Source organism: Modestobacter marinus (genome assembly GCF_019799945.1).
Classification (GTDB): Bacteria; Actinomycetota; Actinomycetes; order Mycobacteriales; family Geodermatophilaceae; genus Modestobacter; species Modestobacter marinus_B.
Window position 1 is genome coordinate 192,713 of sequence record NZ_JABGCH010000001.1, and the last position, 14,250, is coordinate 206,962.

The window sequence follows — 14,250 nt, forward strand, 5'->3', positions numbered from 1 at the left end:
CCCTGCTCCTGCGCGACCTCGCGAGCTCGGTCACGCCCGGACCCCGGGGGTGTCGGGCAGCGCGGCCAGCAGGGCGTCGGCGTCGCGGGGGAGGGCGCCGTCGGGCAGCAGGCCCAGCTCGCGCAGCCGCGCGCCGACCGTCAGCGCCCACGGCCGGTCCAGCCGGGCGCCGGCGAGGAGCGCGTCGTCCCCGAGGACGACGTCCGGCGCGCCCTGCACCACCCGCCCGCCGACGACGACGGCCACCTCGTCGGCCCAGCGCAGGGCCAGGTCGACGTCGTGGGTGCTCATCACCACGGTGGAGTCGGCCTCCTGCAGCCGGGCGAGCGCGGCCAGCGCCTCGCCGACCGCGGTCGGGTCGAGGCCGGCGGTGGGCTCGTCGAGCAGCAGCACGCACGGGCGCATGGCGACCGCGCCGGCGATCGCCACCCGCTTGCGCTCGCCGTAGGACAGCTGGTGGGTGGGGCGGCCGGCCAGCGGCGCGACGCCGAGCAGGTCGAGGGCCTCGGCGACGCGGGCCCGGACCTCCGCCTCGGGCAGGCCGAGGTTCACCGGGCCGAACGAGACGTCCTGGGCCACCGAGGCGCTGAACAGCTGGTCGTCGGGGTCCTGCAGGACCAGTTGCACCTCCTGCCGGTGCGCCCGCAGGCCGGCCCGGGTGTGCCGCAGCTCCGCGCCGTCCAGGGTCACCCGCCCGCGCGCGGGCCGCAGCGCCCCGGACAGGCAGCGCAGCAGCGTGGTCTTGCCCGAGCCGTTCGCGCCCAGCACCGCCAGCCGCCGTCCGGCCGGGACGGTGAGGGACGCACCGTCCAGGACGGGCGCGCCGCGGTCGTAGCCGACGACCAGGCCCTCGGCGGCGAGCGTCAGGTGGCTCATGCCGCCACCCCGACGGCGAGGAGGACGGCCAGGCCCGCGACGGTCGCGGCGACGAACCGGCGGGACGACGGCCGCGCCTCCGGCAGCACCTGCAGCCCGACGTCCATGCCGCGGCCGGCCAGCCCGTCCTGCAGCCGCCGGGCGCGGTCCCAGGAGCGGGTGAGCACGGCGGCGGTCAGCGCCCCGGCCGACCGGTAGGAGCCGCGGACGGAGGCGTAGCCCATCCGGGCGGCCTGCGCCTCGCGGATGGTGGTCAGGCTGGTGAGCAGCACGAACAGCAGCCGGTAGGTCACCGAGGCGACCTCCACCACGGCCGCCGGCACCCGCAGCCGCTGCAGGGCCGGGAGCAGGTCGGACATCGGGGTGGTGGTGGCCAGCAGCAGCACCGCCGCGCTGCCGGCCAGCGCGTGGCCGATCAGGCTGCCGGCGCGCGCGGCGGCGTCCGGGGCCCAGCCGATCCCGTCCCCGCCCACCTCGACCACCGCGGTGACCGCGCTGACCAGGATGAACGCCAGCGGCAGCCGGACGGCCCGGCCGAACGTACGGGCGGGGACCCGGGCCGGGCCCAGGGCCAGCACCACCGCGGTCAGCCCCACCAGCACGCTGCCCGGCCAGGCCGGCAGCACCAGCGCGCAGACCACCAGCCCGAGGCTGAGCAGCAGCTTGTCGGCCGGCGACCGGACCCGCCACGCGCTGGCCCACGCGGCGTCGTCGATCGCCAGGCCGGTCACGGCTGGTCCGTCGGGGACCGTCGTCCCGCCGCCTGCTCGGCCGTGCGGCGGCCGCGGAGGCGACCGAGCACGTAGCCGAGCACGCCCCCGCCGACGGCCGCCTGCAGCGCGAACAGGCCCGACTCGATCTCGCTGGAGCCCGGGGAGAACACCGACTCGAACCACGGCTGGTACCCGGAGTCCTCGATCAGCTCGGTCGCCTGGCTGTCGCTGCCCGCGTAGTCGCTCTCGCCGCCGAGCAGCAGGGGGACGGCGAACAGCGCGACCACGCCGAGGACCAGCAGTGCGGTGACCAGGTGCCGCCTCATCGCCGCTCCTCCGTCGGGGTGTCCCGGGGGTTCCGGGCCAGGACGCCGAGCCGCTCCAGCTCGGGGCGGGCGCTGGTGGTGAGCACCCGGAACAGCAGCACGCCGAGCAGCCCCTCGCCGATCGCCAGCGGCACCTGGGTGACCGCGAAGACGCCGAGGAACTTCCCCGCCGCCCCGGCGAACCCGCTCTCCGCGTCGGGGAAGGCCAGCGCCAGCTGCAGCGCCGTGGTGACGTAGGTGGCCAGGTCGGCCAGCGCCATGCCGGCGAACACCCCGCCCAGCAGCCCGCCGCCGAGCCGGCGGGTGAGCCGGTACGCGCCGTAGCCGGCCCACGGGCCGACCACCGCCATGGAGAAGGCGTTCGCGCCCAGGGTGGTCAGCCCGCCATGAGCCAGCAGCATCGCCTGGAACAGCAGCACGACCGTGCCCAGCAGCGCCATCACCGGCGGCCGGAACAGGATTGCGCCGACCCCGGTGCCCGTGGGGTGGCTCGAGCTGCCGGTGACCGAGGGCAGCTTGATCGCGCTGAGCACGAAGGTGAACGCCCCGGCCGCGCCGAGCAGGAGGGTCGACTCCGGGTGCTCGCGGACCTCCCGCACGACCGCGCGGGCGCCGTGCACCACGAACGGGGCGGCGGCGACGGTCCAGCCGATCGCGTGCGCAGGGGGCAGGAACCCCTCAGCGATGTGCACCGGCGGCCACCTCCGCCCGGACCGCGGCGGCCACGAAGCGGGACGCCATCGCCGGCGACCCGGCCCAGTGCAGGTGCAGGTACGACGCGTGGACGTTCGGTGTCACGAACCCCTCCGGTCCCTCGGCGCTCCACTGCCAGGCCGGGGTGGCCCCGGCGGCGGGGGAGGCGGTGGTGCGGTGGAACTCGTGCCCGCGGACCCGGGTGCCGGCCGCGGCGAGCACGCTGTCCGACAACGCGACGGCGGCCCGGTAGCCCAGGGTCAGCCGCGGGTGCATCGCCGTCGTCGTGGGCAGGACGCCGCACATCGGCTCGCCGTCCAGCTCCCGGGACAGGTACAGCAGGCCGGCGCACTCGGCGGCGACCGGGCCGCCGGCGTCGGCCAGCCGGGCGATCGCCGACCGCAGCCCGACGTTGGCGACCAGCGCGCTGACGTGCACCTCGGGGAAGCCGCCGCCGACCACGAGGGCGGCGGTGCCGGCGGGCAGCGCGTCGTCGCGCAGCGGGTCGACGGTGCGGACGTCGGCGCCCGCCGCGGCAAGCAGCTCGGTGGTCTCCGGGTAGCCGAAGGTGAACGCGGGACCACCGGCGACGGCGACCACCGGCCTGCCCTCGACCGGAGCCACCTCGGCCGCCGGGTCCCAGGGCTCCCCGCCGAGGTCGGGCGCCGTGCGGGCCAGCCGGAGGACGGCGTCCAGGTCGACCGAGGACTCGACCACCGCGCCCAGCGCACGCACCGTCCGCACCGCCTCGGCGGAGCGTTCCGCGGCGGGCACGAGACCCAGGTGCCGGGACGGCGTGTGCAGCTCCTCGATCCGCCGCACCGCGCCGAGCACCGGGACGCCGGCCGCACCCAGCGCCTCACGCAGGATCGTCTCGTGCCGGTCGGTGCCGACCCGGTTGAGCACCACCCCGCCGATCCGCACCGACGGGTCGAAGGTGGCGAAGCCGTGCACCAGCGCGGCCACGCTGCGGGCCTGCGCGGCCGCGTCGACCACGAGCACGACCGGGGCCCGCAGGTGCGCGGCGAGCTGGGCGGTGGAGCCGTAGCCGGGCTCGACGCTGGGGTGCGCGGCCCCGTCGAACAGGCCCATCACGCCCTCGACGACCGCGACGTCGGCGCCGCGGGCCCCGTGCAGGAACAGCGGCGTGATCCGCTCGTCGCCGACCAGCCAGGGGTCGAGGTTGCGCCCGGGCCGGCCGGCGGCGAGCGCGTGGTAGCCGGGGTCGATGTAGTCGGGGCCGACCTTGTGCGGGCTCACCCGCAGTCCGCGGGCGGTGAGGGCGGCGATCAGGCCGGTCGCGATCGAGGTCTTGCCGGCGCCGGAGGACGGCGCGGCCAGCACGATCCGCGGGATCCTCACCGCCCGGCCCCCGGGGGTGGTCACCACTCGATCCCCCGCTGGCCCTTCTGCCCGGCGTCCATCGGGTGCTTGACCTTGGTCATCTCCACGACCAGGTCCGCGGCCTCGACGAGCGCGGGGTGGGCGTCGCGCCCGGTGACGACCACGTGCTGGCTGCCCGGCCGGTGCACCAGCGTCCGCACCACGTCGTCCACGTCCACCCAGCCCCACGTCAGCGGGTAGGTGAACTCGTCGAGCACGTAGAACCGGTGCGCCTCGGCGGCGAGGTCGCGCTTGATCTGCGCCCAGCCCTCGGCGGCGTCGGCGGCGTGGTCGATCTCGGTGCCCTGCCGGCGCGACCAGCTCCAGCCGGAGCCCATCTTGTGCCAGACCACCGGGCCGCCCTCGCCGGTCTCGGCGTGCAGCCGGCCCAGCGCGGTCAGCGCGTTCTCCTCCCCGACCTTCCACCTGGCGCTCTTGACGAACTGGTAGACCGCGATCGACCAGCCCTGGTTCCACGCCCGCATCGCCATGCCGAACGCGGCGGTGGACTTGCCCTTCATCTCGCCGGTGTGCACGACGAGCAGCGGACGGTTGCGGCGCTGCCGCGTGGTCAGCCCGTCGTCGGGGGTGACCGCGACCTGTCCCCGGGGCACTAGTCCTCCTCGCCGGCGCTCGTCGGCCAACTGCCTGGCGCTCTGCTGGTGGATGAGCTCGCGAGCTGGTTCATCTATGCGGCCGCCTCTCGCATGCTGCGCACGGTCCCGGCCAGCGACTCGGCGCCGAGCTCCGCCAGGCGCAGGGTCTGCCCGCCCAGCGCCGTCCCGAGGGTGGCGGCCAGGCCCAGTCGCACCGGGCCGGACTCGCAGTCGACCACCACGCTCGCCACGTCCGCGGCGGCCAGCAGTCCGGCCGCCCGGCGGGCGTTGCCGAGGTGGTCGCCGCCGCGGGCGCCGGTGGCCCGGCCGTCGGTGACGACGACGAGCAGCGGACGGCGCTGCGGATCGCGGACCCGCTCCAGCGTCAGCGTCTCGTGCGCCTTGAGCAGCCCGGCCGCGAGCGGGGTGCGCCCGCCGGTGGGCAGGCCGGTGAGCCGGGCCGCGGCCGCCTCGACCGACCAGGTCGGCGGCAGGGCGAGCGCGGCTTCGTCGCCGCGGAAGGTGACCAGGCCGACCTTGTCCCGGCGCTGGTAGGCGTCCAGCAGCAGGGAGAGGACGGCGCCCTTCACCGCGGCCATCCGCGAGCGGGTGCCCATCGACCCGCTGGCGTCGACCACGAACAGCACGAGGTTGCCCTCGCGGCCCTCGAGCGTGGCCTGCCGCAGGTCCGCCCGGTCGATGTGCAGGCCGGGGCCGGTGCGGCCGCGGGCCCGCTGGTGCGGCGCCGCGGCGACCACCGTGTCGACCAGGTGCAGCCTGGTCACCGGCCCCGCGGGACGGCGGGAGCCGACCACCCGGCCCCGGTCGCTGCGCGCCCGGGAGCGCCGCCCGGCCGCGCCGGCGCCGATGCCGGGCACCTCCAGCCGGCGGGTGCGGAAGGGGTCGGTCGGCGCGACGGCCGCCTTCTCCGGGGCGGGGGCGGCGTCGGTGTGCCCGCCGCCCTCGCCCCGCGGCGCCGTCGTCGGCGGCTGTTCCTGGACTTGATCCCGATCAAGTCCGGGGACTTGATCGGGATCAAGATTCCAGGAGGGGCCGCCCGGTGGGGGAGCGCCGCCGTCCGGGCCGCCGTCGGGCGGGGGCTCGTCGTCGGGGGGGTCGGGCCGGGAGTCGGCCAGCGCCTGGTCCAGCGTCTCCTCGTCCAGGCCGGGGGCGTCGAACGGGTTGCGCCGGCGGCGGTGGGGGAGAGCCAGCCGGGCGGCCACCCGCACGTCGTCCTCGGTGACCTCCTCGCGGCCGGACCACGCGGCGTGCGCGATCGCGGCGCGGGCGGTGACCAGGTCGGCGCGCAGGCCGTCGACGTCGAAGGCGGCGCAGACGGTGGTCACCTGCCGCAGCGCGGCGTCGGACAGGACGACGTGCGGCAGCCGGGCCCGCGCGTCGGCGATCCGCCCGGCGAGCGCAGCCTCCTCCGCGGCCCAGGCGGCGGCGAACCCGGCCGGGTCGGCGTCGTGGGCGAACCGGCGGCGGACCACCTCGGCGCGCTCGGTGGCCTCCCGCGGCGCGGCGACCTCGACGGTGAGCCCGAACCGGTCCAGCAGCTGCGGCCGGAGCTCGCCCTCCTCCGGGTTCATCGTGCCGACCAGCAGGAACCGGGCCGCGTGCCGCACCGAGACGCCCTCGCGCTCGACGTAGGCGCGGCCCATCGCGGCGGCGTCCAGCAGCAGGTCCACCAGGTGGTCGTGCAGCAGGTTGACCTCGTCGACGTAGAGCACGCCGCGGTGCGCGGCCGCCAGCAGTCCCGGCTCGAAGGCCTTCACGCCCTCGGTGAGGGCGCGCTCTAGGTCCAGCGCGCCGACGACCCGGTCCTCGGACGCGCCCACCGGCAGCTCGACCAGCCGGGCCGGGCGGGTGGTCGCCGGGGACGCCGGGTCGTGCGGGCCGTCCGGGCACTCGGGATCGGGGGCGGCCGGGTCGCAGGCGAACCGGCAGCCGGCGACGACGTCCACGGACGGGAGGACGGCGGCCAGCGCGCGCACCGCCGTCGACTTCGCCGTGCCCTTCTCCCCGCGCACGAGCACCCCACCGACGGCGGGGGAGACGGCGTTCAGGAGCAGGGCGAGGCGCATGTCGTCCATGCCGACGACGGCGCCGAAGGGATAGGTCACGCGACCACAGGTCCTCTCCCCGGGTGTCCACGCCCGGAGGTGGCAGGAAGCGACGGCGGGAGTTCCTGGCTCGCCGGGGTCCACCGGCTCACAGTGGCGGGACCGCGCCGGAGTTCCACCGGGCTTCCTCCGCTGCCGTCGCAGTTCGTCGCACATCAGACCACGACACCCCGGAGGAGGACAGGGGCGGTGTCTGTTGACGGATTGGAAAGTCATGCGCCACACTTTCCGGCATGGAAAGCAACGGGACCGATCGGGACGACGCGGCCGCTCAGCTGGCCGCTCTGCAGGCCGACCGGGCGGCGCTGGCCGAGCGTGTCCTGCAGCCGTGGTGGTACGACGTCACGCTGGGGCTGCTGCTCTTCGGCTTCCTGGCCTCCTACGCCTTCGACTCGCTCTGGGTGACCTTCCCGGCGCTGGTCGTGTTCTTCGCGGGGCTCGGCGCGCTGGTGGCGGCCTACAAGCGGATCACCGGCGTCTGGGTGAGCACCGACAACCGGACCATGGTGGTCTGGGTGGTGATGGTCCTGGTCGTCCTCGTACCGGCGTTCGTGCTCGCGGAGGGCTTCGGGCACCGCTGGGTGATGGTGGTCGCCGGGGCGGTCCTCGGGATCGCCGTCGCCGTGATGGGCCGGCGGTGGGGTCGTGCCTACGTCGACCACCTGCGCGGCGGCGCGCTGTGACCGCCGTGGCGCCGCACTTCGACTCGGTCATCCACCCGCCGCCCCGGCTGCAGATCTGCGGGCTCCTCGCGGCGGTCGAGACGATGGAGTTCGCCGCCGTCCGGGACGCGGTGCAGGTGAGCGACTCGGTGCTCTCCAAGCACGTCAAGCAGCTCGAGGAGGCCGGCTACGTGCAGCTGCGCAAGGCGACCATCGCCTCCCGGCAGCGCACCAGCCTGGCGCTCACCAAGGCGGGGCGGACGGCGTTCGAGGCCCATGTCGCCGAGCTCCGCCGGATCGTCGGCGCCTGAGCGGAGGCCCCCTCCCTCTCCGGGTAGGGGGCCTCTGTGATGGACGGACGTCGGCGCACCGTGCTCGACTGGGCCGCCGTCCTCCTCGTCGGCACCGCCGCGGCGACCGGGTTCGGCCTGCTGGAGATCCCGTCGCCCGCGCTCTTCGGCGGACTGGTCGCCGGCCTCGGCCGGGCGCTGCTCGGCCGCTCCCCGCTCGTCCTGCCCCGCCCGGCGGGGATGGTCGCCCAGGCGGTGGTCGGTGTCAGCATCGGCGCCCTGGTGCAGACCGACACCCTGCGCCGGATCGCCGAGAACTGGCCGCCGGTCCTCGGGGCGACCGTGGCCACCCTGCTGGTCAGCCTGGTGGCCGGGCAGCTGATGCGGCTGCAGCGGGGGATCGACCCGGTGACCGGGGCGTTCGCCATGATCGCCGGGGGTGCCTCGGGGATCACCGCGATGGCCCGTGACCTCGGGGCCGACGAGCAGGTGGTCGCCGTCCTCCAGTACCTCCGGGTCCTGCTCATCGTGGTCGCCATGCCGGCCGTGGCGACGACGGTCTACGGCGCCACGGCCGGCGGTGGGACGGCTCCCGTGGAGGCGGGCCCCGGCTGGCCGGCCGGGCTGCTGTTCACCGTCGTCTGCGTCGCCGGGGGGATGCTGGCCGGGCGGCTCGCCCGGATCCCGGTCGGCGCGCTGCTCGGCCCGCTGGTCGTCGCCGCCGTCCTGGACCTGACCGGGGCGTCCCGGGGCGCGGACGTGCCGGCGCTGGTCGAGCACGGCGGCTTCCTGGCGATCGGCCTGCAGGTGGGCCTCGGATTCACCCGGGCCGGCCTGCGGATGGTCGGCCGGGCGCTGCCGCTGGCCCTGCTGCTCATCGTCGGCGCGGTGGCCGCCTGCGCCGGGCTCGGGGTGCTGCTGTCCCGCGCGGCCGGCGTCAGCCTCCTCGACGGGTACCTCGCCACGACCCCGGGCGGGCTCTACGCGGTGCTGGCCACGGCGACCGACAGCGGGGCCGACGCCACCTTCGTTCTCGCCGTCCAGGTGCTGCGGCTGTTCGTCATGCTCCTGTCCGCACCACTGCTGGCCCGGCTCCTGCGGCCGCGCGGGACCTGACCACGCCCCCCGGAGGCACCTGCACCGAACTCGGCGTCCTCGGCGTCGGTGAGCACCACCGGGCGGACCCGGCTCACCAGCGCGGTCACGGTGCTCTCGTCGCCACCCGGGGCTCAGAGGGGCCGGTACTCATCGCCGTCCGGGTGGAGGACCAGGACGGCGTCGGCCTGCCGAGAGCGTGCCCAGTCCTTCGCTTGGGCTTCCGAAACACACTCACGATCGTCGATGCGGTCACCGGCCTGCCAGGAGGCGCCTCAGGTGCCGTCTCCGTCCTCGGTGACGACGACGGTGCCCGAGCCCGGCTCCGGGGCCCGCGGAGGCGGAGCCGCCACCGAGGTGGCGCCGGTGGTCCGGGCGGAGGTCGCGACGCGGACGGCGGCGACGGCCTGACCCGGCGCCGGTCGCGCCTACCCTGGAACGGGTGTGCCAGTCGAGCCGAGGAGGAGCACTGACCGAGGACACCGCCGCTGGCACGAGCGACGAGGACGCCGTGCTGCTCTTCGTCGGCGGGCCCCTCGACGGCCGGGTGCAGATCCGCGAGGCCCGGCACGGGGAGCCGCTGCCGACGATCACGCACGTCCACCTGCACGGCGGGCCCAAGGTGGTGCACCGCTACGACCTGCAGTCGCTGGCGGGGCGGGCCGGCGTCTACCACCTGCGCCCGACGGTGCACAGCCCGCAGCAGAGCGGCACCGCGGCGGAGTGACCGCCGCGGGTCAGCCGTGGTGCCGCCGCACCTCCGCGGCGACGTCGTCGAACCGCTCCCGGGCCAGCACGGCACCCTCGCGCCGGACGTCGGCCGGGTCGAGCCGAAGCAGCCGGTCCACCCGCGCCTCGCTCGGACGGCCCTGCCGGTCCCAGGCGCCCGTGCCCACGTCGACCCAGTGGCGGCCGTGCCGGGCCTCGTCGGCGGCGTCCAGGTCGTGGTCCTTGCTGCTCAGCATGAGCCCGAGCAGTGTGTCCCCGTCCCGGCCGACGACCAGGACCGGGCGGTCCTTGCCACGGCCGTCGTCCTCCTCGAACGGGACCCAGGCCCAGACGATCTCGCCGGGATCGGGGTGGCCGTCGTCCCGGGGGGCGTAGTCGAGGTCCAGCGCGCCGGCCGCCGGGGGGACCGGGGTCTTGCCGGGCGCGGCCGACCGGCCCCGGCGGCGGACCGCCGCCGGGCGCCCTCCGCGCGCCGGGCGGATGCCCTCTCGGACCACCGCGGTGACCAGTCGGCCCAGGGACTCCCGCCAGCTGCCGCGCGCCATCCCGCCACGGTAGGGGACACCCGGTCCGGCGGCGCGCCGCCCGGCGACACGCCGAGTACGTTCCGGTACCGGCGCGTCCGCCAGGCGTGCTGATCACCGGCGTGTGATCCTGCCGACAAGACGCTCCTCCGAGGGACTGACTGGTCACAACCGCAGGTCGAAGGCGTGACGGCGAGACACACTCGGGGAACGGCTGAGCGCAGCCGTCATGGGGGAAGGGGTCGGCATGGCCACCAGCGAACCGGCGCAACCCGTCAATGTCCCGGCGCCGGGCCGTATCCGGGCCAGCACCCTGGCCGCCTGGCAACTGGTCGAGGACGCCCGCTACCGGGTGGCCGGGCGACCGCCGCACCTCGCCCGCCGGCGGCTGCTGGCCCAGCGTGCGGTCGCGGACCGCCGGGCCGAGCGGGAACTACCCGACGCCTGACCCGGCCGCGGTCAGGTCAGGCAGAGCTCGTTGCCCTCCGGGTCGGCGATCGTCACCCACGAGTAGGGGCCCTGCCGGCCGGTGTGCAGCACGGTCGCGCCCCGCGCGGTGAGCCGCTCGACCTCGGCCTGGATGCTGTCCGCGCCCACCCGCACGTCGAGGTGCACCCGGTTCTTGACCGTCTTGGGCTCCGGGACGAGCTGGAACAGCACCCGGGGCGCGGTGCCGGCCGGGTGCCGGATGGCGGCGCCCGCCACCCACACCAGCTCGCCGTTGTGCCGCATCGTGTCCTCCTCCGACGCCTGGCCCTCCTCGACCATCCGGCGGATGAAGGCCTCGTCGGTCGGCTCCCGCTCCCAGCCCAGCGCCTCGGCCCACCAGTCGGCGAGCGGGTGCGGCGCTGCGGAGTCGAACGTCACCTGGAAGTCGTAGGCCATGCCCGGACGCTAATCCCGGGCACCGACATCCGGCCCCGTCCAGAGGCTCGCCGCGAGCTCGCGAGCGCTGAGGGGGACGGGGCCCTTCTGCTACAGCTCCTGCGCCAGCTCGGCCCGGATCGTCGCGTCGTCGGGGAGGTCGTCCTCCAGCGCGCAGTGGTCCTTGAGCACCCGCCCGAACGGGGTCAGCGCCGAGCCGTCGACCCGCTTGGCCGGGTCCCAGAGCCCTGAGCGGATCACCGACTTCGGGCACTGGAAGTAGGCCCGGGTCACCTGCAGCACCAGGACCGACAGCGGTGCGCGGCCGAACTCGGTGAGGTCGACGTCGAGGTCCTGGGGCCGGACGAGGGACGTCGTCCCGAACACCCGGAGCGTCTGCTCGACGCCGGGCACGAGGAACATCAGCGCGGCCCGCGGGTTCACCGCGAGGTTGCGCAGGCTGTCGGCCCGGTTGTTGCCCGGCCGGTCGGGCAGGACGAGGCGGTGCTCGTCGAGGACGTGCACGAACCCCGGGTCCCCGCCGCGCGGCGAGACGTCGGGCCAGCCCTCGGCGTCCGCGGTCGCCAGCGTCGCGAAGGGGGACAGCGCGATGAACTCCCGGCAGTGCGCGTCCAGCCGGTGGATCACCTTGTCCAGCACCAGCTTGTGCGGGTCGCGGTACCCGTCGAGGACCTCCAGGTCGGCGACGGAGGGGGCGAGGCGGGCAGCGGTGTCCACGGGGGAACCGTAACCGGCCGCCGGACGCGGCCTCGGTAGCGTGCGATCTCGTGCCGGCACAGTGGAGCGCCCCCGTCCGCTACGTGGAGTGCGACCAGCAGGGCGTGGTCTTCAACGCCCACTACCTGGTCTGGGCCGACGAGACGTCGAACGTCTGGTGGGCGTCGGTGGGCCTGCCGTGGGACGAGCTGGTGGACCGGGGGATCGACCCGGTGGTCAAGGCGAGCACGCTGGAGTGGAGCTCCTCGGCCCGGTTCGGTGACACCGTCACCGTCGACGCTGAGATCAACGCGGTCGGCCGCACCAGCGCCACGGTCCGCTACACGGTGCGCGTGGGGGAGCGGACCTGCTGCGTCGTCCGCAACACCTACGTCTGCGTCGCAGACGGGCGGTCGACGCCCTGGCCGGACGACGTCCGCGCCCGGATCACCGCGGACTGAACCGGGAGCCGGGCGAGAGCAGCGGCAGCCCGCCGGGCGCACCGGACTCGATCAGCCGCCACAGCGCCGCGGTGTCGGCGTGCTCGGCGACCAGGTCGCCCAGGGCGTCCAGCCGGGCCTCCCGGACGGCGGCGAAGTCGGTGTCCGGCGCGACGGTGAACCGCCGTCCGCTGACCCGGGCGACCTCGGTCAGGAAGGCCCGGCGGAACCCGTCGTTCTCCAGCGCCCCGTGCCACGTCGTCCCCCACACCGACCCGGCGCGCACGCCGTCGAGGAACGGCTCGGCGTGCGGGTGGGTGGCGGAGCCGTCGACGGTCACCACCCCGTGGTGGATCTCGTAGCCGCGCACCGGCTCGCCGAAGGCCGAGCCCGACGGTCGGCCGAGGGTCTTCTCGGCGGCGAAGCGGACGTCGGTCGGCAGCAACCCGAGCCCGGGGACGACGCCGACCCCGGACTCCACCTCGTCGGTGATCGTGCGGGCGAGCATCTGGTGGCCGCCGCAGATGCCGAGCACCGGCCGCCCCTCGGCGGCCCGGCGGGACACCGCGTCGGCCAGGCCGGTCTCCCGCAGCCAGCCCAGGTCGGCCACCGTGGACCGGGTGCCGGGCAGCACGACCAGATCGGCGTCGGCGAGCTCCTCGGGCCGGGTGGCGTAGCGGACCAGCACGCCCGGCTCGGCCGCCAGCGCGTCGAGGTCGGTGACGTTCGACAGCCGGGGCAGCCGGGCGACCGACACCCGAAGCACGTCCTCGCCGTACGAGGGCAGCGCGGGCCCGCGGACGGCGTCGATGCCGAGGGAGTCCTCGACGTCCAGGTGCAGGCCCGGCCGCCACGGCAGCACCCCGAGCGTGGGCCGGCCGGTGAGGTCGTGCAGCTGCGCCAGGCCGGGGGCCAGCAGCCGGGCGTCGCCGCGGAACTTGTTGACCAGGAAGCCCGCGACCAGGCGCTGGTCGGCCGGCGGCATGAGCGCGACGGTGCCGTACAGCGCGGCGAACACCCCGCCGCGGTCGATGTCGCCGACCACCACCACGGGGAGGTCCGCCGCGGTGGCCAGCCCCATGTTGGCGATGTCGTCGGCGCGCAGGTTGATCTCCGTGGGGGAGCCCGCGCCCTCGCAGACGACGACGTCGAAGCGGGACCGCAGGTCGGCCAGGCAGGCCAGCGCCTGCTCCAGCAGCGCCGCCTTCATCGGCCGGTACGACAGCGCCGTCACGTCGGCGACCGGCCGGCCGAGGACGACGACCTGGCTGGCGTTCTCCCCGCCCGGCTTGAGCAGGACCGGGTTCATCGCCGCCTCGGGCCCGACCCGCGCCGCGGCGGCCTGCATGACCTGCGCCCGGCCGATCTCCGCGCCGTCGGTGGTGACCATCGAGTTGTTGCTCATGTTCTGTGCCTTGAACGGGGCCACCGACACCCCCTCCCGCACCAGCCAGCGACAGATGCCGGCGGTGACCACGGACTTGCCGGCGTCGGAGGTGGTGCCCGCGACCAGCAGCGCGCCGCTCATCCTCAGCCGGCGGCCGACGGCGTGCCCCAACCGGCCCGCTCCTGGCCGGACAGCGCGGCGATCGCCTCCATGACCCGGTCGGTGACCTCGCGGCGGGCCCGGCCCTTGCCGGCCATGCCGCGGTACTCGGGGAAGGTCAGCGGCTCGCCGAAGGTCACCCGGATCCGGGCCGGCCGGGGCCAGCGGGCGCCCACCGGCTGCACCTGATCGGTGCCGTGCACGGCCACCGGGACGACGGGGCAGTCAGCGGTCAGCGCGAGCCAGGCCACCCCGGTCTTGCCGCGGGCCAGCCGGCCGTCGCGCGAGCGGGTGCCCTCGGGGTAGATGCCGAAGGCCCCGCCGGCCTGCAGCACGGCGAGTGCGGTGTCCAGCGCCGCGGTGGCCGCGCGCTGGGCCTGGCGCTCGACCGGCTGGGCCTGCAGCGCGGTGAACAGCGTACGGGTGAACCAGCCCTTCAGCCCCGCGCCCTGCCAGTACTCGGCCTTCGCGAGGTAGGACACCCGGCGGGGGGCCATCAGCGGGATGGCGATGCTGTCGATGAAGGACAGGTGGTTGCTGGCCAGGATCACCGGCCCGGACGGCGGCACGTTCTCCCGGCCGACGACCGTGGGGCGGAAGGCCAGCCAGAACAGTGGGCGCAGCACGAACCGGGCGAACAGGTAGAACATGCGCCGACCTCCCTCGCTCG

The 14,250-nt window shown here is 75.9% G+C and carries 19 protein-coding genes and 1 riboswitch; of the genes, 7 read left to right on the plus strand and 12 right to left on the minus strand.

Going from position 1 to position 14,250, the window contains the following annotated elements:
- Nucleotides 1-30: 30 nt before the first annotated feature.
- The 7 genes from HK417_RS00930 to HK417_RS00960 all read right to left on the minus strand — a co-directional run bounded on the left by HK417_RS00930 (nt 31) and on the right by HK417_RS00960 (nt 6,713).
- A complete protein-coding gene (locus HK417_RS00930; RefSeq protein ID WP_222262384.1) occupies nt 31-876 on the minus strand; it encodes an energy-coupling factor ABC transporter ATP-binding protein in 846 nt (281 codons plus the stop codon).
- Nucleotides 873-1,607: a cobalt ECF transporter T component CbiQ gene (gene cbiQ / locus HK417_RS00935; protein ID WP_222262386.1), complete on the minus strand. Its 735-nt coding sequence runs from the start codon at nt 1,605-1,607 to the stop codon at nt 873-875. The genes HK417_RS00930 and cbiQ overlap by 4 nt, the downstream gene beginning before the upstream one ends.
- Nucleotides 1,604-1,915: an energy-coupling factor ABC transporter substrate-binding protein gene (locus tag HK417_RS00940; protein ID WP_222262388.1), complete on the minus strand. Its 312-nt coding sequence runs from the start codon at nt 1,913-1,915 to the stop codon at nt 1,604-1,606. The genes cbiQ and HK417_RS00940 overlap by 4 nt, the downstream gene beginning before the upstream one ends.
- The gene (locus HK417_RS00945; RefSeq protein ID WP_222262390.1) at nt 1,912-2,607 is read right to left on the minus strand and encodes an energy-coupling factor ABC transporter permease; all 696 of its coding nucleotides are present in this window, start codon (nt 2,605-2,607) and stop codon (nt 1,912-1,914) included. Before HK417_RS00945 ends, HK417_RS00940 begins: the two co-directional genes overlap by 4 nt.
- Complete coding sequence (locus HK417_RS00950) at nt 2,594-3,994, minus strand: cobyrinate a,c-diamide synthase (RefSeq protein ID WP_308123287.1); 1,401 nt, start codon at nt 3,992-3,994, stop codon at nt 2,594-2,596. The genes HK417_RS00945 and HK417_RS00950 overlap by 14 nt, the downstream gene beginning before the upstream one ends.
- Nucleotides 3,991-4,605: a cob(I)yrinic acid a,c-diamide adenosyltransferase gene (gene cobO / locus HK417_RS00955; protein ID WP_222262392.1), complete on the minus strand. Its 615-nt coding sequence runs from the start codon at nt 4,603-4,605 to the stop codon at nt 3,991-3,993. Before cobO ends, HK417_RS00950 begins: the two co-directional genes overlap by 4 nt.
- 74 nt (nt 4,606-4,679) lie before the next feature.
- The gene (locus HK417_RS00960; RefSeq protein WP_222262394.1) at nt 4,680-6,713 is read right to left on the minus strand and encodes a putative cobaltochelatase; all 2,034 of its coding nucleotides are present in this window, start codon (nt 6,711-6,713) and stop codon (nt 4,680-4,682) included.
- 37 nt (nt 6,714-6,750) lie between these two features.
- Nucleotides 6,751-6,893: riboswitch (cobalamin riboswitch) on the minus strand.
- A 53-nt stretch (nt 6,894-6,946) separates the two neighbouring features.
- On the opposite strand from HK417_RS00960, the gene HK417_RS00965 reads away from it, so the two are divergent.
- From HK417_RS00965 to HK417_RS00980, 5 genes are all read left to right on the plus strand, one after another.
- On the plus strand, nt 6,947-7,396 hold the full coding sequence (locus HK417_RS00965) for a hypothetical protein (RefSeq protein ID WP_222262396.1): 450 nt from the start codon (nt 6,947-6,949) through the stop codon (nt 7,394-7,396).
- Nucleotides 7,393-7,686 carry a transcriptional regulator gene (locus HK417_RS00970; RefSeq protein WP_222262398.1) on the plus strand — a complete coding sequence of 98 codons (294 nt, stop codon included), beginning with the start codon at nt 7,393-7,395 and terminating at the stop codon, nt 7,684-7,686. Before HK417_RS00965 ends, HK417_RS00970 begins: the two co-directional genes overlap by 4 nt.
- Before the next feature lie 39 nt (nt 7,687-7,725).
- Entirely contained in the window at nt 7,726-8,781 is a 1,056-nt protein-coding gene (locus HK417_RS00975; RefSeq protein WP_222262400.1) for an AbrB family transcriptional regulator, read from the plus strand.
- Nucleotides 8,782-9,039: 258 nt separating this feature from the next.
- A complete protein-coding gene (locus tag HK417_RS24805) occupies nt 9,040-9,171 on the plus strand; it encodes a hypothetical protein (protein WP_261325566.1) in 132 nt (43 codons plus the stop codon).
- A gap of 31 nt (nt 9,172-9,202) precedes the next feature.
- Entirely contained in the window at nt 9,203-9,487 is a 285-nt protein-coding gene (locus HK417_RS00980) for a hypothetical protein (protein WP_308123288.1), read from the plus strand.
- A 10-nt stretch (nt 9,488-9,497) separates the two neighbouring features.
- Here the strand turns inward: HK417_RS00980 and HK417_RS00985 are convergent, their stop codons facing one another.
- The gene (locus HK417_RS00985; RefSeq protein WP_222262402.1) at nt 9,498-10,034 is read right to left on the minus strand and encodes a type II toxin-antitoxin system PemK/MazF family toxin; all 537 of its coding nucleotides are present in this window, start codon (nt 10,032-10,034) and stop codon (nt 9,498-9,500) included.
- Nucleotides 10,035-10,260: 226 nt separating this feature from the next.
- Between HK417_RS00985 and HK417_RS00990 the strand changes: the two genes are divergently transcribed.
- Complete coding sequence (locus HK417_RS00990) at nt 10,261-10,461, plus strand: hypothetical protein (RefSeq protein ID WP_222262404.1); 201 nt, start codon at nt 10,261-10,263, stop codon at nt 10,459-10,461.
- An 11-nt stretch (nt 10,462-10,472) separates the two neighbouring features.
- On the opposite strand, the gene HK417_RS00995 is transcribed toward HK417_RS00990, so the two are convergent.
- Nucleotides 10,473-10,898 carry a VOC family protein gene (locus tag HK417_RS00995; protein WP_222262406.1) on the minus strand — a complete coding sequence of 142 codons (426 nt, stop codon included), beginning with the start codon at nt 10,896-10,898 and terminating at the stop codon, nt 10,473-10,475.
- 90 nt (nt 10,899-10,988) lie between these two features.
- Nucleotides 10,989-11,615 (minus strand): MSMEG_1061 family FMN-dependent PPOX-type flavoprotein, encoded by a 627-nt coding sequence (locus tag HK417_RS01000; protein ID WP_222262408.1) that lies wholly within the window; start codon nt 11,613-11,615, stop codon nt 10,989-10,991.
- A gap of 50 nt (nt 11,616-11,665) precedes the next feature.
- Between HK417_RS01000 and HK417_RS01005 the strand changes: the two genes are divergently transcribed.
- A complete protein-coding gene (locus tag HK417_RS01005) occupies nt 11,666-12,055 on the plus strand; it encodes an acyl-CoA thioesterase (RefSeq protein WP_222262410.1) in 390 nt (129 codons plus the stop codon).
- Here the strand turns inward: HK417_RS01005 and HK417_RS01010 are convergent.
- Both HK417_RS01010 and HK417_RS01015 read right to left on the minus strand, forming a co-directional pair.
- A complete protein-coding gene (locus HK417_RS01010; RefSeq protein ID WP_261325567.1) occupies nt 12,042-13,592 on the minus strand; it encodes a cobyric acid synthase in 1,551 nt (516 codons plus the stop codon). The two genes, HK417_RS01005 and HK417_RS01010, sit on opposite strands and share 14 nt — an antisense overlap.
- On the minus strand, nt 13,565-14,230 hold the full coding sequence (locus tag HK417_RS01015; protein ID WP_222262412.1) for a lysophospholipid acyltransferase family protein: 666 nt from the start codon (nt 14,228-14,230) through the stop codon (nt 13,565-13,567). The genes HK417_RS01010 and HK417_RS01015 overlap by 28 nt, the downstream gene beginning before the upstream one ends.
- Nucleotides 14,231-14,250: the final 20 nt, after the last annotated feature.